We start from the raw sequence: 19,982 nt of genomic DNA, 5'->3' as shown, positions 1-19,982 counted from the left end.
CGGACTGATTTGATGGCATCCAAGGCGCTGAACCTTCCCAATCTCCTCACCTACGCCCGCATCGCCGCCGTTCCGCTCGTGGTCATCTGCTTCTTCATGGAAGGGCGCCTGCACGGCTCGGAGACCGCGCGCTGGTGGGCGCTCGGCATCTTCGTGATCGCCTCGCTCACCGACTGGCTCGACGGCTATCTCGCCCGCGCCTGGCAGCAGACCTCGACGATCGGACGCATGCTCGATCCCATCGCCGACAAGTTGCTGGTGGCGGCCGCGCTGCTGCTGCTGGCCGCCGACGGCACGATCGCGGGCTGGTCGACCTGGGCGGCGATCGTCATCCTCTGCCGCGAGATCCTCGTCTCCGGCCTTCGCGAATATCTTGCCGAACTGAAGGTCTCGGTACCCGTCACCCGGCTCGCCAAGTGGAAGACGGCGACGCAGATGGTGGCGATCGGGTTTCTGCTCGCCGGCCCGGCCGGCGATCTCGTAATGCCCTACGTCACCAAGACCGGCATCACGCTGCTCTGGGTCGCCGCGCTCATCACGCTTTACACCGGATACGATTACTTCCGCGCCGGGCTGCGCCATATCGACGTGTGAGGTCGCGGCCGAAAGGGCCGGAGACGACCATCGCCGGGACGGAGGCTGCAGGATGAAGATCGTCTATTTCGCCTGGGTGCGCGAGCGCGTCGGAATACCCGAGGAAGAGGTCGCCCTCCCCGCCGGGCTTGTCACCGTCAGCGACCTCCTCCACTGGCTCAAGGGCCGCGGCGAGAACTACGACGCCGCGCTGCAGGCGCCCGAGATCGTCCGCGTCGCGCTCGACCAGGAGCATGTCGAACATTCGCAGCCGATCGGCGATTGCCGCGAAGTGGCGATCTTCCCGCCGATGACGGGCGGCTGACCCGGTGGCGGTCTCCGTCTCGGTGCAGGCCGAGCGCATCGACATCGGCGCTGAGACGCGCGACGCCGCACCGGGCGGCGAGGCCGGCGCGGTGGTCACCTTCGCGGGCTATTGCCGCGACGAGGGCGGCACGCTCGCTGCGCTCGAACTCGAGCACTATCCGGGCATGGCCGAACGCGCGATCGCGCGCATCGCGCAGGAGGCCACCGAGCGCTGGGCCCTGTCGAGCGTTCGCTGCATCCACCGCTTCGGCAAAGTGTTGCCGGGCGAGGAAATCGTCTTCGTCGCCTGCGCCTCGGCCCATCGCGGCGCGGCCTTCGAGGCGGCGTCCTTCGTCATGGACTTCATGAAGACGAAGGCCCCCTTCTGGAAGCGCGAGCATCTCGTGGACGGCACCACCGGCGGCTGGGTGGAGGCGAAGGACACCGACGACCACGCGGCGGACCGCTGGCATCGGCTCTGAGACCCACGAAAAAGGCCGCTCCCCTTCGAGAGCGGCCCCATCAGGCATTCCGAGGATCGCTCGGGATCAGCCGACGATCTCGAGTTCCGAGAACCAGTAGGCGATCTCTTCCTTGGCGGTCTCCGGCGCATCCGAGCCGTGCACCGAGTTCTCGCCGATCGAGAGCGCATGCACCTTGCGGATCGTGCCGTCGGCGGCCTGCGTCGGGTTGGTGGCGCCCATCAGCTCGCGGTTGCGGGCGATGGCGTTCTCGCCTTCCAGCACCTGAACCACGGTCGGGCCCGACGACATGCCCTCGACCAGCTCGCCGAAGAACGGGCGCTCCTTGTGCACGGCATAGAAGCCTTCCGCATCGCGCTTGCTCATCCAGACGCGCTTGGAAGCGACGACGCGCAGGCCACCCTCTTCCAGCATCTTGACGATCGCGCCCGTGAGGTTGCGGCGGGTCGCGTCGGGCTTGATCATGGAGAAGGTGCGTTCGATCGCCATCGGCTCTGTTCCTTGATGGTTCGGGAGGGTGGGCGCTCTATAGCGGCGCCCCCCGCCGTCAGCAAGGCCGCCATCGGCCGGGTCAAGGGATCAGACCGCCGCCGGCACCGATCGCCCGAGCCCGCCATGCAGGTCGAGGCAGCGCTCGAACCACTGGGCCACCGGGTCCGACCCTTCAAGGACAACGAAGGGCGAGGCGATCCGCAGCCATTGGAAGGCGCCGAAGACGATGTAGTCGGCAAACATCGGCGCGTCTCCGGCGAGGAAGGGCTGGCGCTTCAAGGTCGCGCGCAGCGGCTCCAGCGCCTTGCCAAACTCCGCGAGCCTCTCCGGCGTGCGCCCGTCCTGCATCGCCTCCAGCGGTCGGCCCGAGCGCCCTTCCCGGCTCTCGCGGAAGAAGCGGCGGTTCTCGTCGTCGAGCATGGCATGAATGTCGAGGATCGCGACCGAGGCGATGAAGGGATGGATCGTGCGCTGCGACCAGCCTTCTACGAAGCGAGCGAGCCCGCGCCCGCCGGGCTGGCCGAACAGCGCGGGACGGTCGGGGTAGCGGTCGTCGAGATATTCGGCGATGGCGAAACTGTCCTGCACCACGCTGTCGCCGTCGCGGATCACCGGCACCGTGCGGTCCGTGCCGCCTTCGACGCTGGCGACCTCGACGAAGCGGGTCGGCACAGCGTCCGCTTCGAGCCCCTTGTGCGCAAGGGCCATCCGCACCTTCCAGCAGTGGGGCGAGAAGGGCCGGCCGGCATCCTCGCCGACGAGATCGTAGAGCGCAATGGTCATGCCGCCTGCCTTCAATTCGCATCATCATGGAACGCGGCGACCTTCTCCCACCCTGCGCCCTACGACAAGCCTGCCGACGCAGGTCGACAGGCCGGCCCGGCAGAACGCCGAAGGCCAGCTTCGCTCGTCAGCCGACCATGCGACATGCCGACGACGCGGCAGCGTGGGCAGGTCGACGCGGTCCCGGCAGGCCACGAGGGTGACGGCAGGGACCGGGTCTCGCCCGTATTCGGACCGAGGCGGAAACAGCCGGATTGCAGTGCACTTTCGTCGTGCGACCAAACATGCCAAAAGCCTTCCATGCTTCAGATCAACGACCTGTCCGCTCGCGTCGCCGGGCGCCTTCTCATCGACCACGCGACGCTGTCGATCCCCACCGGCACGAAGGCCGGGCTCGTGGGTCGCAACGGGGCGGGCAAGTCGACGCTGTTCCGGGTGATCACCGGCGATCTCGCCTCCGAGACGGGCAACGTCTCCTATCCGAAGAACCTGCGCATCGGGCAGGTGGCGCAGGAGGCGCCGGGCACCGAGGATTCGCTGCTGGAGATCGTGCTGCAGGCCGACGAGGAGCGCGTGGCGCTGCTGGCCGAAGCCGAGACGGCGACCGATCCGAGCCGGATCTCCGACATCCACATGCGCCTCGCCGACATCGAGAGCCATTCGGCCGAAGCGCGCGCCGCCTCGATTCTCGACGGTCTCGGCTTCGACGCCGCCGCGCAGGCGCGGCCGGTCTCTTCCTTCTCGGGCGGCTGGCGCATGCGCGTGGCGCTCGCGGCAGTTCTGTTCTCGCGGCCCGACCTGCTGCTGCTCGACGAGCCCACCAACTATCTCGACCTCGAAGGCACGCTCTGGCTCGAAAGCTTCGTCGCCCGCTATCCCTACACCGTGCTGATCATCAGCCACGACCGCGACGTCCTCAACAACGCCGTCAACGCCATCATCCATCTCGACCAGAAGAAGCTCGTCTTCTATCGCGGCGACTACGACAGCTTCGAGCGCCAGCGCGCCGAGAAGATGGAGCTTCTGTCGAAGGCGATCGTCAAGCAGACGGCCGAGCGCAAGCACATGGAGGCCTTCGTCGAGCGCTTCCGCGCCAAAGCCTCGAAGGCCCGGCAGGCGCAGTCGCGCCTCAAGGCGCTGGAGCGCATGCAGCCGCTCGCCGCCATCGTCGAGGAGAACGTCACGCCCTTCGTGTTTCCCGAGCCCGAAAAGGCGCTGGCCTCGCCGATCATCCGCATGGAAAACGTCTCGGTCGGCTACAGCGCCGAGCGTTCGATCCTGCGCGGCCTGAACCTGCGCATCGACGCCGACGACCGCATCGCGCTGCTCGGCGCCAACGGCAACGGCAAGTCGACCTTCGCCAAGCTCCTCGCCGAGCGGCTGAAGGAGCAGTCCGGCCAGATCACGCGGGCGCCCGGCATCAAGATCGCGATGTTCGCGCAGCACCAGATCGACGACCTGCGCCCGAACGAGACGGCCGTGCAGCACGTGCGCCGCTTCATGCCGGACGCCCCGGAATCGCGCGTGCGCTCGCGCGTGGCGCAGATGGGCCTGCCGACGCAGAAGATGGACACGGTGGCCGACAGCCTGTCTGGAGGCGAGAAGGCGCGCCTCCTGATGGGTCTCGCGACGATCGACGCACCGAACGTGCTGATCCTCGACGAGCCGACGAACCATTTGGACATCGAGGCACGCGAGAGCCTCGTGCGCGCCCTCAACGACTATCCTGGCGCCGTGATCCTCATCAGCCACGACCGGCATATGGTCGAGGCGACGATGGACCGGCTGTGGATCGTCGGCGACGGCACGGTGTCGCGCTACGACGGCGATCTCGAGGACTACAAGAAGCTGATCCTCTCGGGCGGGCGCGCTGGCGGGGGCAACCAAGGCGAGGCGGTGACGGTGGTCGACGCCGCGCCGACGCTCTCGAAGGTCGATCAGCGCCGCGTCGCGGCCGAGCGGCGCGAGGCGCTGAAGCCGCTCAAGAAGAAGATCTCGACGCTGGAGATCCAGATCACGCGCCTGCAGAAGACGATCGCCGACTTCGACGAGAAGCTCGGCGACCCCCTGCTCTACACGAAGGAACCGGCCAAGGCCGCGGACCTTTCGAAGCAGAAGGCGAGCGCCGAGAAGACCCTCTCGAAGGCCGAAGGCGAGTGGCTCGAATTCACCACCGAACACGACGAGGCCATGGCCGCCGAATAGAGACCACGCCCACCTTGCCGAAAATTTAGCAGGGTTTGCCAGTGCTCGCGATTGCGGCACTCGGAGCGCGGAACTAAAGTCGGCGGGCCAAGGTTTCTGGCCCGGCGCTCTGCGGCGCCCGCGAAGGTGGAGAGTCCGGATGCATCGTTCGGTTGCGGGTCTCGGTCTCGCCGTCTGCCTCGTTCTCGGTACGGGATCTCACCATGTGTCGGCCTTCGCCCCCGAGTTGCAGCCCGACCAGATCGGCTTTGCCGACGTCAACGACATCCGGATGTTCTTCCGCGTCTACGGAAGCGGCTCGCCGGTCCTGCTGATTCACGGAGGCTTGTCCGATTCCCGCGTCTGGCGCGCGCAGCTCGACGCGCTGGCGCTCGATCACGAGGTCATTCTCGCCGACAGTCGTGGCCAAGGCCGCTCGACGCGCACCGACGCGCCCATCACCTATGACCTGATGGCCGACGATTACCTGAAGCTTCTCGATCGCCTCGGCATCGACAAGACGGCGCTCGTCGGGTGGAGCGACGGCGGCATCATCGGCCTCGACATCGCGATCAAGCATCCGGAGCGGCTGTCCCGCCTGTTCGTGCAGGCGGCCAACGCCTCGCCGGACGGCGTCAAGCATTACGACGCCGCCACGGCCGTGGTGCCGGAGTTGCGCCACTACGACGACGTCGCCGACGAGATCCACGCCCTCTGGGCGAACGAGCCGAACTTCACGGCCGCGGATCTCGCCTCGATCCGCGTACCCACCGAAGTGGTGATCGGCGACCACGACGAGGCCATCAGCCGCCGCCACACCGAGTACATGGCCGCGACGATCCCCGGCGCCAAGCTCGTGATCCTGCCCGATGTCGGCCATTCCGCACCGCTGGAGGATCCCGAAGGCTACGCCTCGGCGGTACTCGCCTTTCTCGACCAGCCGGACGAGCTCGGTACGGCCGACGACACGCTCGTCGCGGGTTTTGCGGGGTCTGCCGAGCCCGACGCCCTCACGCCTTCTTCAGCCAACGCCGATTCTCCGACTGCTGCCAGTAGGTAACGGCATGACCGGCGGATTTCTCTGCCGTCCAGCGTTCGCGGGCGACCGCAAGCTGCGTCTCGTCGTGCCCATCGAAGAGATAGACGCCACGCACGTAGCCTTCCAGTGACGCGGGCACGGCCCCATCGACGAGGAAGCGCACCTGCGGGTCGTTGGCGCGCTGGTCGGGTTCGACCGTAAGCAGAATGGGCTGCATCGCGCCGCTGGCATCGCCGTCTGTCCCGTGCGGCAGGAAGGCATCGTCGCGATAGACCCAGAGGTGATGGTCCAGCGCGTCGCGCCGTTCCGTCGTCATCGACTGGACGACGACACGCCAGCCGCGCGCGAGCGAGCGTTCGAGGAGGTCCGGGAGGGCCTCCTCAAGACGGCTTTCCGTCAGATGGTAGAAGAGAACCTCGGCCATCTCCGTCCGGTCAGCGCGACTCGTAGTGGTCGGCCACCAAGCGATCGAGAAGCCGTACGCCATACCCCGAGGCCCAGGACTGGTTGTACTCGTTGGCCGGCGAGCCCATCGCGGTGCCGGCGACGTCGAGATGGGCCCAAGGCACCTTGTTGACGAAGCGCTGCAGGAACTGCGCCGCCATGATCGACCCGGCGGCCCGGCCGTTGCCGACATTCTTGATGTCGGCGAACTTGCCCTCGATCATCTTGTCGTAGACGGGCCCGAGCGGCATGCGCCACACCTTCTCGCCGGTGGCGAGCCCGGCCTCGGTCAGGCGCTGCGAGAGCGTGTCGTCGTTCGAGAAGAGCCCGGCGTGCTCGCTGCCGAGCGCCACGATGATCGCGCCGGTGAGCGTCGCGAGATTGACCATGAACTGCGGCTTGAAGCGCTCCTGCGTGTACCAGAGCGCGTCAGCCAGCACGAGACGTCCTTCGGCGTCGGTGTTCAGCACCTCGATCGTGGTGCCCGACATGGCGGTGACGATGTCGCCGGGGCGCTGGGCGTTGCCGTCGACGGAGTTCTCTACCAGCCCGATCACGCCGATCACGTTGACCTTGGCCTTGCGCCGCGCCAGCGTCGACATGAGGCCGACGACGGCCGCCGAGCCGCCCATGTCGCCCTTCATGTCCTCCATGCCGGCCGCCGGCTTGATCGACACGCCGCCGGTGTCGAAGACGACGCCCTTGCCGACGAAGGCGACCGGCGCCTCGCCATCCGCGCCGCCGTTCCAGCGCATGATGCAGAGGCGCGGCGGCATGGGCGAACCCTGCGCGACGCCGAGCAGCGCGAACATCTTTAGCTCGCGCATCACCGGCTCGTCGAGGATCTCGACGTCGAGACCAAGCGACGACAGCGCCGCGACGCGGTCGGCATATTCGGTAGTGGTCAGGACGTTCGTCGGCTCGTTCACGAGATCGCGCGCGAGCGTCACGCCCTCGGCTACCGCCTGCGCCACTGCGAAGGCCGTCTCGGCTGCTGCAGGATCGGCCGTCGCGAGCGTCACGGTCAGCGCTGAGTCGGCGCTTGCATCGTCCTCGCCGGCACCGGTCTTCTTCGTCTTGTAGCGATCGAACTTGTAGGAGCGCAGCAGGATGCCGAGACCGATCGTCGCGATGTCCTTCGCCGTGGCGGGCTTCGCCGCGCCGTCGGTCCAGACCGTCACGCGCTCGGCGCCCTTGGCGCGCGCGGCGATCGTGCCGCCGAGCTTCAGCCAGTCCTCCTCGCCGAAGTCCGACTCGCCCTTCGTGCCGATGACGACGATGCGGTCGAACGGCGAGGCCGGCGGCGCGGCGGCCTCGACCACGGCGAGGCTCTTGCCCTTGAACTTGCCCACCGTGATGGCCTTGCGCACGCCCTCCTCGACCTCGGCGGGGAGCCCCGGCGCAAGCGCCCCGCCCTCGCCCGCCAGAAGCATGAGCACACCGCTCGCGGGAAGTTCGAGGGCGGAAAACTGAATGGTCGGCTGGGCGGACATGTCGTCTCCGGTTCTTTCGATCTGCGTTGGCGTGCAGGGCACGACGGCCGAGGGCGCTGCAGGGGCGCTTCGAGTGCCCATACTGTGCGTCGCGGTCTCCATTGCAAGGGTGGTCTCGCCGTTTAGAAACCGCTAACCATCCTTGTTCGCCCTTCTTTAGCCAAGCTGGGTCACCCTATTGCAGCGGGGCGCGACCCGGACCAACGCGCATCCGATCGGATCTGCAGGCCGGAACAGGATTGCTGAGACGACCATCGGATGAAATTGATCGAACGCTACATCTTCAAACGGGCCCTGGCATTCAGTGCCGGCTCGCTTGCGGCGCTCGTCCTGATCGTCTGGATCGTGCAGGTGCTGCAGCGACTCGACATCGTGAGAACGAGCGCGACGGCCGCCGGCAACATCCTCTGGATCGCGCTGATGCTGATGCCCGATCTCGCGGCGGGCGTGCTGCCTTTCGCGATCCTCATCGGCTCGATCCAGGCGCTGAACTCGCTGAACACCGATTCGGAGCGCGCCGTGATCGCCGCCGCCGGCGGCTCGCGCAACGTCATCGCCAAGCCGATTCTGGTGCTTGGCTTCATCGGCGCGGCGATCGTCCTCTTCAATTCCAACGTCGTCGGGCCCGCCGCATCGAGCGCCTTCCAGAACGGCGTGCGCGCGATCAACGCCGACGCGATCAGCCTGTTTCTCCAGCCGGGCCGGTTCGAGAAGGTTCAGGACGGGCTGGTGATGAGCATCGAGGAAGCGCGCGGCCCCAACGTGCGCGGCCTCTTCCTTTCCGACACGCGCGATCCGACGCTCGATCTCACCTATTTCGCGCGCGAGGCCACGATCGTGGAGCGCCTCGGCCAGTCCTATCTCGTGCTCGACGACGGGCAGCTGCATCGCCGCACAAACGCGGACGGCGCCGTCTCGATCATCGAATTCCAGACCTATGCGTTCGATCTCGCCAACCTGCGGCCGGTGGAGACGGGCGACTGGATCCGCATGTCCGAGCGCTCGACGCGCGACCTGCTCAATCCCGATCCCAACGACCGCGTCTACCAGCTGCATCCCAACCAATTCGTCGAAGAACTGGCGCAGCGCCGCACCGACTGGCTGTATGCCATCGCCTTCGTCCTTTGGGCGCTGATCATCGCCGGCCATCCCCGCACCAACCGCCAGGGCGCAGGCCCCGCCATGGGTCTCGGCCTCGCCGGCGCGCTCGTGCTCAAGGCGCTCGGATTCATCACGCTGTCGCTCGTCAGCGACAATGCCGCCTATGCCGGCGTCGTCTACGCGCTGCCGATCTCCGCCATCCTCCTCGACCTCTGGCTGGTCTGGCGTAACGTCAATCCGGTGGACATGGCCGTGGTGCGCTGGACGTCGGACGCGATCCGCCGGCTCGGCCAGGCGATCTGGCGGATCCTGCCCACGCGCTTTTTCGTGGGAAGGACGCCCGGCGCATGACGCGGCTCACCCTCAACCTCTATTTCCTGCGCCGGTTCGTCGTCAGCTTCGTCTCGACGCTCATCGCCGTCTTCGCGCTCACCTATCTCATCGACATGATCGAGGTCTCACGCCGCGGTCTCGGCGGCGAGGTCGGCTTCCTGACGATCGCGACGATCTCCGCGCTCCGGGTGCCCGCCTTCATCGAGCAGGCCTTTCCCTTCATCGTCCTGTTCTCGTCGATCTTCACGCTGGTCTCTCTCAACCGGAAGATGGAACTGGTGGTGGCGCGCGCCTCGGGCGTCTCGGTCTGGCAGATCCTTGCCCCGTTCATCGCCGGCTCGCTGCTGATCGGCATTCTCTCGGTGGCGTTCTACAATCCGATCGCCTCCTACGCGCAGGGCCGATCGGAGTTGCTGCAGACCTCGAACCAGGGCTTCACCGCCAATCTCGGCGACCGCGCGCCGTTCTTGCGCCAGAGCGGCGAAGGCATCCAGTCGATCATCGGCGCCAAGGCGATCTCGCAGGGCGGCGCCACGCTAGGCGGAGTCACCGCCTACATCCTCAATGACCAGGGCATCGTGCGAGAGCGGATCGACGCCGCGCAGGCCCGGCTCGAAAACGGCGCCTGGGTGATCGAGAACCCGACGGTGACCCAGATCGGCCTGCCCCCCGTGCAGCAGGCCATGGTGCGCCTGCCGACGACGCTGCTGCCGGAATATATCGAGCAGCGGCTCGCCGATCCCGAGGCGATCTCGATCTGGGAGCTGGCGAGCAAGATCGAAGTGGCACGGAGTCTGGGCTACAATGCCGAGGCCTTCGCCATGCGGTTTCATGCGCTCATCGCCCGCCCGGCCCTGTTCGTGGCCATGGCGCTGGTGGCGGCCACGGTGGCTGTGCGTTACCAGCGGATCGGCCAGTCGGGCCGCCTGATCGTCAGTGGCGTCGCCGCTGGCTTCGTGCTTTACGTCATCACGTTCCTGGCTCAGGCGCTGGGAAGCAATTCCGTGATTCCGCCCGTGGTCGCGGCGTGGTTCCCGGTCGTGGCGGCGGGATTGTTCGGGGTGACGATCCTGCTCCATCAAGAGGATGGTTAGAATGACAGCGAGGGGGAACTCGCGCGACGCCCGGACCAGGGGACGGTCCAGGGCGAAGAGCGCACTCCTGGCCGGCGCGGCACTGTCGGTGCTCGCCCTGGCGACGACGCCGGCGCTTGCGCAGGCGGGCCTCGGCGAGCTCGGGGCCAACGTCTCGGTGCCCGAAGGCACGCAGCTCTTCCTCGCGGCCGATACGGTCACCTACGATTCCGAGCGCGGCGTCGTCACCGCGACCGGCGGCATCCAGATCGACTACGGCGCCTACAAGCTCGTGTCGCGCAACATCGTCTACGACCAGAAGGCCCGCCGTCTGGTGGCCTCGGGCGACGTCGAGCTGATCGAGCCGACCGGCAACCGCATCTATGCCGATTCCATCGACCTGACCGACGATTTCGCCAACGGCTTCGTGCGCGCGCTGCGCATCGAGACGCCCGACAACACGCGCTTCGCCGCGGGCCAGGCCGTGCGCCAGGACGCCGAGGTCACGACCTTCGAGCAGGGCGTCTACACGGCCTGCGAGGCCTGCGAGAAGAACCCGGAGCGCCCGCCCCTGTGGCAGGTGAAGGCGCGCCGCATCGTCTGGGACCAGAAGAACAAGGTCATCCGCTACTACGGCGCGCGCTTCGAGTTCTTCGGCAAGCCGCTCGCCTACCTGCCATACTTCGCCTCGCCCGATCCGACCGTGAAGCGCCAGTCCGGCCTGCTGGCGCCGAGCTTCAAGTCGTCGAGCGACACCGGCTTCGGCGTGCGCATCCCCTACTACTTCGCCATCGACGACACGTCGGATGCGACGGTCGCGGGCACCTACTTCTCCAAGCAGGGCTTCCTCGGCGAAGTCGAGTATCGCAAGGCGACTGAGAACGGCTACTTCACGCTGCAGACCGCCGGCATCGCCCAGCGCGATCCCGACGCCTTCGGCGACTTCCGCTCCGACAACGTCACCACGACGCTCGACCCGTCCGATACCGATCGCGGCATGATCGGCACCACCGGGCGCTTCGCGATCAACGAGCGCTGGACCTTCGGCTGGGACGTTCTCGCCCAGAGCGACACGAACTTCTCGAACGTCTACGACATCGAGAACTTCTCGCAGATCTACCACACGTCGGAAATCTACCTCACCGGCCTCGGCGAGCAGAGCTTCTTCGACCTGCGCGCGCAGAAGTTCGACGCGCAGACCGAGAACACGCTGATCTCGGACGTGCAGCCCTACGCGCTGCCGACGCTCGACTACCAGAGAATCGAGGAGAATTCGGTCCTCGGCGGTCAGCTGCAGTTCGACGCGAACATGACGCATCTGCGTCGCGACGACACCAGCGCCGGCTATCTGCTCATCTGCCAGTCGCAGTTCCTCGACAACAGCGTCTGCGACGGCTCGCGCGGCTTCCCGTTCCGCACCGACTACTTCCGTCGTGCGACGCTGGAGGGCGACTATTCACGCGCCAGCGTCGATGCGAAGTGGAAGCGCACCTTCACCACCGAAGCGGGCCTGCAGCTGACGCCCTCGGCCTCGGCGCGGGGCGACCTCTACCGCGCCGACATGAGCGCCACCGGCTACCAGTTCGACGGCACGCGCTTCGGCGATACCGACGTGAATGAGGCCGGCGGCCGCGCCATGGCGACGGCCGGGCTCGAGGCCCGCTATCCGTTCCTCATCGAGAACGGCAGCGCCACGCACATCGTCACGCCGATCGCCCAGCTTCTCGTGCGTCCCGACGAGATGGATGCCGGACGCCTGCCCAACGAGGACGCGCAGAGCCTCGTCTTCAACGCCTCCAACCTCTTCGACGAAGACAAGTTCTCCGGCTACGACCGGATCGAGGGCGGCACGCGCGCCAATGTCGGCGTGCAATATGCCGGCATCTTCGGGGCGGGCTACGCGATCGACGCACTGATCGGCCAGTCCTTCCACCTGGCCGGAGAGAACCCCTATGCGCAGGTCGATCTCGCGCTCGTGGGCTTCGATTCCGGACTGGAGACCGATCGCTCCGACTACGTCTCCGCCGTCGCGCTCAGCACGCCGTTCGGCCTGAACCTCGGTGCGCAGGGTCGTTTCGACGAGGAGTCGCTGGCGCTTAACCGTGCCGACCTGATGGCGGGCGTTTCCTACAAGAAGGTCGACACGTCGGTCACCTACTCGCAGATCGCGGCGCAGCCGATCTATGGCTTCGCGGAGGATCGCAATCAGGTGACGGCGTCGGCCACCGTGCGCGTCACCGACCAGATCCGCACCTTCGGCTCGCTCTCCTACGACATCCAGAACAGCGCGATCATCGACCGCACGCTGGGCATCGGCTATGCCGACGAGTGCTTCAGCCTGATCGCGCAGTACCAGCAGACGGAAGACCGCTACAATCTCGACACTTCGGAGACGAAGGTCCTGTTCAAGCTGTCGCTTCGCACGCTGGCCGACGCCGAGTTCGGCTATGGCCTGGGGTCGTCGAACTGAGCCGGCCCCCGAAACTGGCGCGGCGCTGGACTTGCCCGGTCGACCCGTTTCGATGACCGGCACAATGCTCTAGAAGCATCATGGTTTCGCCCCATGCCGTCGCTACAAGCGGCAAAGTTGCGGCGGCACCGCGCAAAAGCCCGGGTCGGGAGAGATAGAGATCATGACCGTACGTTCGTCCCTCGCCCGCCTGACCGTCACCTCGGTCCTCGCGATCTCGTGCCTGAGCGGCGCGGGGCTTTCGGTGCTGCCGGCCATGGCCGCCTCCGGGATCAGCGTCGTCGTCAACAAGCAGGCGATCACCACCTACCAGATCCAGCAGCGCGCGGCTTTCCTCAAGCTGCGGCGGGTGCCAGGCGGCGACGCCGCTGCCAAGCAGGAGTTGATCGACGAGGCGCTGAAGTCTCAGGAGATCCGCCGACGTGGCATCTCCATCCCCGACGGGGCGGTGGACGAAGCCTTCGGACGCTTCGCCCGCGACAACAAGCTGACCGAAGCGCAGCTCGGCGAAGTGCTCGGCCGGGCCGGCTTCTCGGCGAAGGGGTTCAAGGATTACATCCGTGTCCAGATGGGCTGGGGCCAGGCCGTGCTCGCCAACGTGCGGCAGACCGAACGCCTGTCAGAGCAGGACGTGGTGCAGCGGATGCTGAGCGAAGGCGGCAAGAAGCCGAGCACGACCGAGTACACGCTGCAGCAGATCATCTTCGTGGTGCCGCAGGACAAGCGCGCCTCGCAGCTGTCGCGGCGCATGAGCGAGGCCAACAGCCTGCGCCAGCGCTTCACCAGCTGCCCCGCCACCTATGACGTGGCGCGCGGCCTGCGCGACGTGACGGTGCGCGATCTCGGTCGGGTGGCCCAGCCCGAGTTGCCGCCCCGCTGGAAGGACGAGATCAGCTCGGCCTCGCGCGGCGCCACCACGAAGGCGCAGGAGACCGAACGCGGCGTCGAGTTCATCGCGGTGTGCGACACCCGCTCCGTGTCCGACGATCAGGCCGCGGCCATGGTGTTCCAGGCCAAGGATCTCGAGGCCATGGGCAAGCAGGAGCCGGACAAGGTCTTCCTGAAGAAGCTGCAGGACAAAGCCACCATCGTGAACCGCTGAGGTGACTGAAGCGGCCGTGAACGACGCTGCGGGCCCTCGCCCTCTCGTGGTGACCGTAGGGGAGCCGTCCGGCGTCGGGCCGGACATCACGCTCATGGCGCATCGGCGACGCGCGGAATGGTCGCTACCGCCTTTCGTCCTCATCGCCGACCCCGAGATGATGGCGCGCCGGGCGGAGCGTCTCCGCTTCGACGTGACGATTCGCACCGTCGGGTCGATCGCCGAGTTCGACGTGGCGTTCGACGGGCTTTCCATCCTGCCGCTCGTCAATCGCCATGCCGAGGCGCCGGGCCGGCCCGATCCTGCCAACGGCGCCGGAACGATCGAGGCGATCGACCGGGCGACGCGACTGGTGCTGGCCGGCGAGGCGTCGGCGATGGTCACCAATCCGATCGATAAGAAGGCGCTCTACGACGTCGGCTTCGCCCATCCCGGCCATACGGAGTATCTTGCCGAGCTTTGCGGCGCGCTGACCGGGTGCCCGGTGCAGCCGGTGATGCTGCTGACGGGGCCGGAGCTTTCCTGCGTCCCCGTCACCATCCACATTCCGCTGGCGGACGTGCCGAAGGCCCTGACCACCGAACTCATCCTCTCGACCGCCCGCATCGTCGCGGCGGACTTGCGTGCCCGCTTCGGGCTCAATGCACCACGCCTCGCCGTGTCGGGTCTCAATCCGCATGCCGGCGAACGGGGCGCGATCGGGCGCGAGGACGAGGAGGTCATTCGCCCGGCGGTGGAGATCCTGCGGCATGAGGGGCTGGACGTCGTCGGCCCCCTCCCCGGCGACACGATGTTCCACGCCGAGGCGCGTGCGCGCTACGACGTGGCGCTCTGCATGTATCACGATCAGGCGCTGATCCCCGCCAAGACGCTGGCCTTCGACGAGACGGTGAACGTGACGCTCGGCCTGCCGATCATCCGCACCTCGCCCGATCACGGCACGGCTGCCGATCTCGCAGGGCTGGGAACGGCGCGCCCCGCTTCCTTCGTTGCGGCGTTGCGGCTCGCGGGGCGCATGTCCTCGATCCAGAACGAGGCTTCCGCTTCGTGACCATTGCTTTGGACGGTCTTCCGCCGTTGCGCGTCGTGTTGGAATCGCACGGGCTGGATCCGCGCCGGGCACTCGGCCAGAACTTCCTGCTCGACCTCAACCTCACCGGCCGCATCGCGCGCCAGGCCCTGCCGCTCGAAGGACAGGTCGTGGTCGAGGTCGGCCCCGGTCCCGGCGGTCTGACGCGCGCGCTTCTCTCGCACGGCGCCGCGCATGTCATCGCCATCGAGAAGGACGCGCGCTGTTTGCCCGCGCTCCATGCGATCGCTGACCACTATCCCGGTCGCCTGACGGTGGTGGAGGGCGACGCGCTGCGCATCGACCCTTCGACGCTCACCGAGGGTCCGTTCAAGATCGTCGCGAACCTGCCCTACAATGTCGGCACGCAGCTGCTGCTCGACTGGATCACCGTTCCCGACTGGCCGCCGCGCTGGACCGATCTGACGCTGATGTTCCAGAAGGAGGTGGCCCAGCGCATCGTCGCGGGGGCGGACGACGACCATTACGGCCGGCTCGGCGTTCTCTGCGGTTGGCGCACGGAAGCACAGATCCTCTTCGAGGTTTCGCGCGAGGCTTTCACGCCGCCGCCGAAGGTCACCTCCGCAATCGTCCAGTTACGCCCGCGCCCCGATCCCCTTCTCGTCGAACTCGGCCGGCTGGAGCGCGTCACAGCCGCCGCCTTCGGCCAGCGCCGCAAGATGCTGCGCCAGAGCCTCAAGCCGGTCGGCGGCGAGGCATTGCTCGCGCGCGCCGAGATCGAGCCGCAGCGCAGGGCCGAGACCCTGTCGGTGGCGGAGTTCGTCCGCCTCGCCAACGCGCTGGACTCCAACGCGCTGGACTGAACCCGCCTTGTGGCCTCGTCAGCCCTCGGCCGCCTCGCGCGCCTCGTCGAGAAGCTGCGCCGTGAAGTCGAACAGGCCGGGCCGGCGGTCGCGGCGCAGGCGCTCGGCATTGACGATCGACAGCACCGAGGTGAAGGCGCGGTCGAGATCGTCGTTCACCACGACGTATTCGTAGTCACGCCACCGCTCGATCTCGACGCTGGCATTGCGAAGCCGCATGGCGATCGTATCGTTCGAATCCTCGGCCCGGCGCATCAGCCGCGACTTCAGCTCGGCGATCGAGGGCGGCAGGATGAAGATCGAGACGATGTCCGACTTCGCCTGCTCCTGAAGCTGGCGCGCACCCTGCCAGTCGATGTCGAAGAGCATGTCGCGGCCCTCGCGCATCGCCTTCTCGGCGGCGTCGCGGGGCGTGCCGTAGAGATTGCCGTGCACCTCGGCCCATTCGAGCAACGCGTCGCCGCTGCGCAGGCGCTCGAACTCGTCCACCGTGATGAAGTGATAATGGACGCCCTCGATCTCGCTCGGCCGACGCTTGCGCGTGGTGACGCTTACCGACAGCGAGAAGCGGTGGTCGAGGTCGAGAAGGTTTCTCGCGATCGTGGATTTGCCGGCCCCCGAAGGCGAGGAGATGACCAGCATCAAACCGCGCCGGGCGATCGGCGACGAGGATTCGATGTCCATGAAGGGCTTCATTCGATGTTCTGCACCTGTTCGCGAAACTGATCCACCACGACCTTCAACTCGACGCCGATGGCTGTGAGCGACGTCGCGTTCGACTTGGAGCACAGCGTATTCGATTCGCGGTTAAATTCCTGCGCCATGAAGTCCAGACGGCGACCGATAGGCCCCCCCTGCTCGAGCAGCTCGCGGCAGGCGGCGACGTGGGCGCTCAGCCGGTCCAATTCTTCGCGGATGTCGGCCTTGGCGGCGAGAAGGGCGGCTTCCGCGTGCAGCCGCGCCTCGTCGAACGCGGAACCCGCCGCGCCGAGGAGCTCCGCCACCTGACGCTGAAGCCGGGCGCGGATCACGTCGATGCTTCGAGCAGGATCGTTCTCGGCTTCGGCGGCCAGGGCCGCGATCCGATCGAGTTGGTCGTCGAGCAGCGCACGCAATGCTCTACCCTCTTCCGACCGGGAGGCGACGAGACGCTCAAGCGCGACGTCGAGACCAGCCAGAAGGTCGCGGGCGAGATCGTCGGGCACGGCCTCGCTGTCCGCAGCGGGCGCCATGTCGAGAACGCCCCGTAGCGACAGAAGCCCGTCGGCCGTTGGTAAGGCAGCGTGGCCGTCCCGAACGAGGCCGGCGGAGATGCGGACGAGTTCCGCCAGAAGGCCGGCATCGACGGTGACGCCGGACGCGGCACCCCTCCCGCGATCGATCGTCAGCGTCAGGTTCAGATGGCCGCGCGAGAGCCTTACCTGCACGGCCCGGCGGATCTCCGCTTCCAGCCGGTCCAGCCCCGGCGGCGTCCGCACCCGGACCTCCAGCCCCTTGCCGTTGACGGACCTGAGTTCCCAGCCGAAGGCCGAGCCGGCACTTTCGCCATCGTAGCGGGCGAAGCCCGTCATGCTCATGACCGACATGGGATCTTCCGTTCGCCGAATGCCGCCGACCTCGATCGAGCAATGCTCATTCGAGGCTGGCGCCAGTGCCGGTCGGCTCGGCCGCCTGCGCCGTTCCGTTGCGCCGCTCGATCTCGCGATATTTGCGCACGTTCGTGTTGTGCTCGGAAAGGGTCGCCGCGAAGGCATGTCCGCCCGTCCCGTCCGCTACGAAGTAGAGATCCCTCGTATCCAGCGGATGCGCAACGGCCTCCAACGCGGCACGGCCGGGATTGGCGATCGGGCCGGGCGGCAGGCCGCGGATCACGTAGGTGTTGTAGGGTGTCTCGCCGGCAATATGCGACTGGCGGATCGGCTCGCCCGCGGGTTTGCCGGCCCCGCCCCAGATCCCGTAGATGATCGTCGGATCGGACTGGAGCCGCATCCCCTGGCGCAGCCGATTGACGAAGACGGAAGCGACATGCGGGCGCTCCGCATCGACACCGGTCTCCTTCTCGACGATCGAAGCGAGCGTCACGAACTGGCCGATGTCCTTCACCGGAAGATCGCTCTGCCGGCCCGCCCAGATCTCGGAGACGAGCTTCGACTGCGCGGCGGTCATCTGCGCCACGAGTTCGGCGCGGCTCATGCCGCGGGTAAACTTGTAGGTTTCCGGCAGCAGCGTTCCCTCCGGCGCGGTGGCCGGCATGTCGCCCACCAGCGTTTCGTCGCCGGCGAGGCGCGCGTAGATCTGCTGCACGGTCCAGCCCTCGGGAATGGTGACCGAGTGCAGGATGGAATTGCCGCTGCGCAAGGTCTCCATCACGGAGCGCATGCTGGCGCCCGGTGCGAAGGCGTATTCGCCGGCCTTGAGCTCAGAGCCCGCCTTCTCGTAGCGCACGCCGAGTTCGAAGATCCGGGGATCGCTGACGATGCCCTTGCGGGCGAGACCCGCCGCGATGGTATCGAGCCCGCCACCCTTCGGCACGAGATAGGTCGCCTCCTGCTGAAGCGGGCCCGGCCCTTCGAACTGGCGCTGACCCCAGACGAAGAGAAGCGCCGCACCGATCACGGCGATCAGCGCCAGCGAGAAGAGGAAGCTGAGGAACGTCACGAGACCGCCGCGGGCCCGCTTCGAACGGCGCCTGGCGCGCCGGCGGTCAGCCACCAGATCGGCATGCGTCACCAGAGCGGGGGCGTCCATCGGGGGACGGGTCGTCGTCTCGGGTCCGGTCGTCACGACGGCGCCTCCGCGAGAGGGCGCGACATCACGCCGATGCCGGGCCCGTCATTGTCAAATGCAGCGCCGCGATCGGCTCCAGCTTTCGCCGTCCCGAACGACGCTCGCGATGGACGCTCGATCCATCATCGGAATGTGGCAAAAGACCGGGTCGGTCAGTCCACCACGCGGCGCAGCACGAGGGATGCGTTGGTTCCGCCGAAGCCGAAGGAGTTCGATAGCGCGATGTCGATCGGCTTCTCGCGCTTGCGCTTGGGAACGAGGTCGATCGACGTCTCCACCGACGGATCGTTCAGATTGAGAGTCGGCGGCGCCACGTTGTCGCGAATCGCCAGCGCACAGAAGATCGCCTCGACCGAGCCGGCGGCCCCGAGAAGGTGACCGATCGCCGACTTCGTGGACGACATGGTCGCGCGCGAGGCCGCGTCGCCAAGCACGCGCTCGATCGCGCGCAGTTCGATCTCGTCGCCGAGCGGCGTCGAGGTGCCGTGTGCGTTAATGTAGTCGATCTCGCCGGGGTCGATGCCGGCCCGCTTTAGCGCCATGCGCATGCAGCGATAGGCGCCGTCGCCGTCCTCGGCCGGCGCCGTGATGTGATGCGCATCGCCCGAGAGACCGTAGCCGGTGATCTCGGCGTAGATCCGCGCGCCGCGGGCCTTCGCATGCTCGTATTCCTCGAGCACCACGACGCCGGCGCCCTCGCCCATCACGAAGCCATCCCGGCCGCGGTCATAGGGGCGCGAGGCGGCAGTCGGGTCGTCGTTGTAGCTCGTGGACAGCGCGCGGCAGGCCGCGAAGCCCGCCATCGAGATGCGGCACACCGGCGATTCGGCACCGCCGGCGACCATCACGTCGGCATCGCCGAGCATGATGAGACGCGACGCGTCGCCGATCGCATGCGCGCCGGTGGAGCAGGCCGTCACCACGGAGTGATTGGGACCGCGCAGCTTGTTGCGGATGGAGACGTGACCGGACGCCAGATTGATCAGGCTGCCGGGAATGAAGAAGGGCGAGATGCGTCGCGGACCCTTCTCGGCGAGAATCAGCGAATGGCGCTCGATGCCCTGAAGGCCGCCGATGCCGGATCCGATCATCACGCCGGTGGCGCATTGATCATCGTAGGTCTCGGGATGCCAATCGGCATCATCCAGCGCCTCGGCCGCCGCCGCCACCGCGAAGATGATGAAATCGTCGACCTTGCGCTGCTCCTTGGGCTCCATCCAGAGATCTGGATTGAAGGTCCCGTCGGTGCCGTCTCCACGGGAGATTTGGCACGCGATCTGGCAGGGCAGGTCGGAGACCTCGAAGCTCTCGATCCGTCGGGCCGCGTTGCGACCGTCCAGCAGATGCTTCCAGGTGGTGTCGACACCGGCCCCGAGAGGGCTCACCATGCCGACGCCGGTAATGACGACTCGTCTCATTCGATACTC

19 protein-coding genes are annotated in these 19,982 nt (G+C 67.2%); 11 read left to right on the top strand and 8 right to left on the bottom strand.

The genetic code is table 11. The annotated features are described in order from the left end of the window. The first annotated feature begins 12 nt into the window (after positions 1-12). From pgsA to GGR04_RS11905, 3 genes are read left to right on the top strand one after another with little or no spacing between them, the layout of a single operon-like run. Positions 13-594, top strand: coding sequence for a CDP-diacylglycerol--glycerol-3-phosphate 3-phosphatidyltransferase (pgsA, locus tag GGR04_RS11915; RefSeq protein WP_183200113.1), 582 nt, complete (start codon positions 13-15; stop codon positions 592-594). Between the two features lie 52 nt (positions 595-646). Beyond that, positions 647-898, top strand: coding sequence for a molybdopterin converting factor subunit 1 (gene moaD / locus GGR04_RS11910; RefSeq protein ID WP_183200112.1), 252 nt, complete (start codon positions 647-649; stop codon positions 896-898). A gap of 4 nt (positions 899-902) precedes the next feature. Further along, a complete protein-coding gene (locus tag GGR04_RS11905) occupies positions 903-1,361 on the top strand; it encodes a molybdenum cofactor biosynthesis protein MoaE (protein WP_183200111.1) in 459 nt (152 codons plus the stop codon). A gap of 66 nt (positions 1,362-1,427) precedes the next feature. Here the strand turns inward: GGR04_RS11905 and ndk are convergent, their stop codons facing one another. Continuing rightward, positions 1,428-1,850, bottom strand: a complete 423-nt coding sequence (ndk, locus tag GGR04_RS11900; RefSeq protein ID WP_183200110.1) for a nucleoside-diphosphate kinase — start codon at positions 1,848-1,850, stop codon at positions 1,428-1,430. A gap of 90 nt (positions 1,851-1,940) precedes the next feature. Then, positions 1,941-2,636: a glutathione S-transferase family protein gene (locus tag GGR04_RS11895; protein WP_183200109.1), complete on the bottom strand. Its 696-nt coding sequence runs from the start codon at positions 2,634-2,636 to the stop codon at positions 1,941-1,943. 300 nt (positions 2,637-2,936) lie between these two features. Between GGR04_RS11895 and GGR04_RS11890 the strand changes: the two genes are divergently transcribed. Beyond that, on the top strand, positions 2,937-4,841 hold the full coding sequence (locus tag GGR04_RS11890) for an ABC-F family ATP-binding cassette domain-containing protein (protein WP_183200108.1): 1,905 nt from the start codon (positions 2,937-2,939) through the stop codon (positions 4,839-4,841). 139 nt (positions 4,842-4,980) lie between these two features. Continuing rightward, a complete protein-coding gene (locus tag GGR04_RS11885; protein WP_183200107.1) occupies positions 4,981-5,880 on the top strand; it encodes an alpha/beta fold hydrolase in 900 nt (299 codons plus the stop codon). Here GGR04_RS11885 and GGR04_RS11880 read toward each other — a convergent pair. After that, positions 5,831-6,283: a DNA polymerase III subunit chi gene (locus tag GGR04_RS11880; protein ID WP_183200106.1), complete on the bottom strand. Its 453-nt coding sequence runs from the start codon at positions 6,281-6,283 to the stop codon at positions 5,831-5,833. The two genes, GGR04_RS11885 and GGR04_RS11880, sit on opposite strands and share 50 nt — an antisense overlap. 10 nt (positions 6,284-6,293) lie before the next feature. Continuing rightward, positions 6,294-7,796, bottom strand: coding sequence for a leucyl aminopeptidase (locus tag GGR04_RS11875; protein ID WP_183200105.1), 1,503 nt, complete (start codon positions 7,794-7,796; stop codon positions 6,294-6,296). A gap of 258 nt (positions 7,797-8,054) precedes the next feature. On the opposite strand from GGR04_RS11875, the gene GGR04_RS11870 reads away from it, so the two are divergent. The 6 genes from GGR04_RS11870 (at position 8,055) to rsmA (ending at position 15,768) form a co-directional block, all read left to right on the top strand. Next, positions 8,055-9,248 carry an LptF/LptG family permease gene (locus GGR04_RS11870; RefSeq protein WP_183200104.1) on the top strand — a complete coding sequence of 398 codons (1,194 nt, stop codon included), beginning with the start codon at positions 8,055-8,057 and terminating at the stop codon, positions 9,246-9,248. Next, positions 9,245-10,324 carry an LPS export ABC transporter permease LptG gene (gene lptG / locus GGR04_RS11865; protein WP_183200103.1) on the top strand — a complete coding sequence of 360 codons (1,080 nt, stop codon included), beginning with the start codon at positions 9,245-9,247 and terminating at the stop codon, positions 10,322-10,324. The genes GGR04_RS11870 and lptG overlap by 4 nt, the downstream gene beginning before the upstream one ends. A gap of 1 nt (position 10,325) precedes the next feature. Beyond that, on the top strand, positions 10,326-12,773 hold the full coding sequence (locus GGR04_RS11860; protein WP_183200102.1) for an LPS-assembly protein LptD: 2,448 nt from the start codon (positions 10,326-10,328) through the stop codon (positions 12,771-12,773). Positions 12,774-12,936: 163 nt separating this feature from the next. Beyond that, positions 12,937-13,875: a SurA N-terminal domain-containing protein gene (locus tag GGR04_RS11855; protein WP_183200101.1), complete on the top strand. Its 939-nt coding sequence runs from the start codon at positions 12,937-12,939 to the stop codon at positions 13,873-13,875. 16 nt (positions 13,876-13,891) lie between these two features. Continuing rightward, the gene (pdxA, locus tag GGR04_RS11850) at positions 13,892-14,926 is read left to right on the top strand and encodes a 4-hydroxythreonine-4-phosphate dehydrogenase PdxA (RefSeq protein WP_183200100.1); all 1,035 of its coding nucleotides are present in this window, start codon (positions 13,892-13,894) and stop codon (positions 14,924-14,926) included. Next, positions 14,923-15,768, top strand: coding sequence for a 16S rRNA (adenine(1518)-N(6)/adenine(1519)-N(6))-dimethyltransferase RsmA (gene rsmA / locus GGR04_RS11845; protein WP_183200099.1), 846 nt, complete (start codon positions 14,923-14,925; stop codon positions 15,766-15,768). The genes pdxA and rsmA overlap by 4 nt, the downstream gene beginning before the upstream one ends. A gap of 18 nt (positions 15,769-15,786) precedes the next feature. Here rsmA and gmk read toward each other — a convergent pair whose 3' ends face one another. From gmk to fabF, 4 genes are all read right to left on the bottom strand, one after another. Beyond that, positions 15,787-16,452, bottom strand: coding sequence for a guanylate kinase (gene gmk / locus GGR04_RS11840; protein ID WP_183200098.1), 666 nt, complete (start codon positions 16,450-16,452; stop codon positions 15,787-15,789). 8 nt (positions 16,453-16,460) lie between these two features. Beyond that, entirely contained in the window at positions 16,461-17,354 is an 894-nt protein-coding gene (locus GGR04_RS11835; protein WP_183200097.1) for a YicC/YloC family endoribonuclease, read from the bottom strand. A 46-nt stretch (positions 17,355-17,400) separates the two neighbouring features. Then, complete coding sequence (gene mltG / locus GGR04_RS11830) at positions 17,401-18,552, bottom strand: endolytic transglycosylase MltG (protein ID WP_312857443.1); 1,152 nt, start codon at positions 18,550-18,552, stop codon at positions 17,401-17,403. 155 nt (positions 18,553-18,707) lie between these two features. Then, a complete protein-coding gene (fabF, locus tag GGR04_RS11825) occupies positions 18,708-19,973 on the bottom strand; it encodes a beta-ketoacyl-ACP synthase II (RefSeq protein WP_183200096.1) in 1,266 nt (421 codons plus the stop codon). Positions 19,974-19,982: the final 9 nt, after the last annotated feature.

It is taken from the genome of Aureimonas pseudogalii, assembly GCF_014196835.1.
Taxonomy (GTDB): Bacteria; Pseudomonadota; Alphaproteobacteria; order Rhizobiales; family Rhizobiaceae; genus Aureimonas; species Aureimonas pseudogalii.
This window is presented reverse-complemented; position numbering and strand designations above follow the sequence as displayed.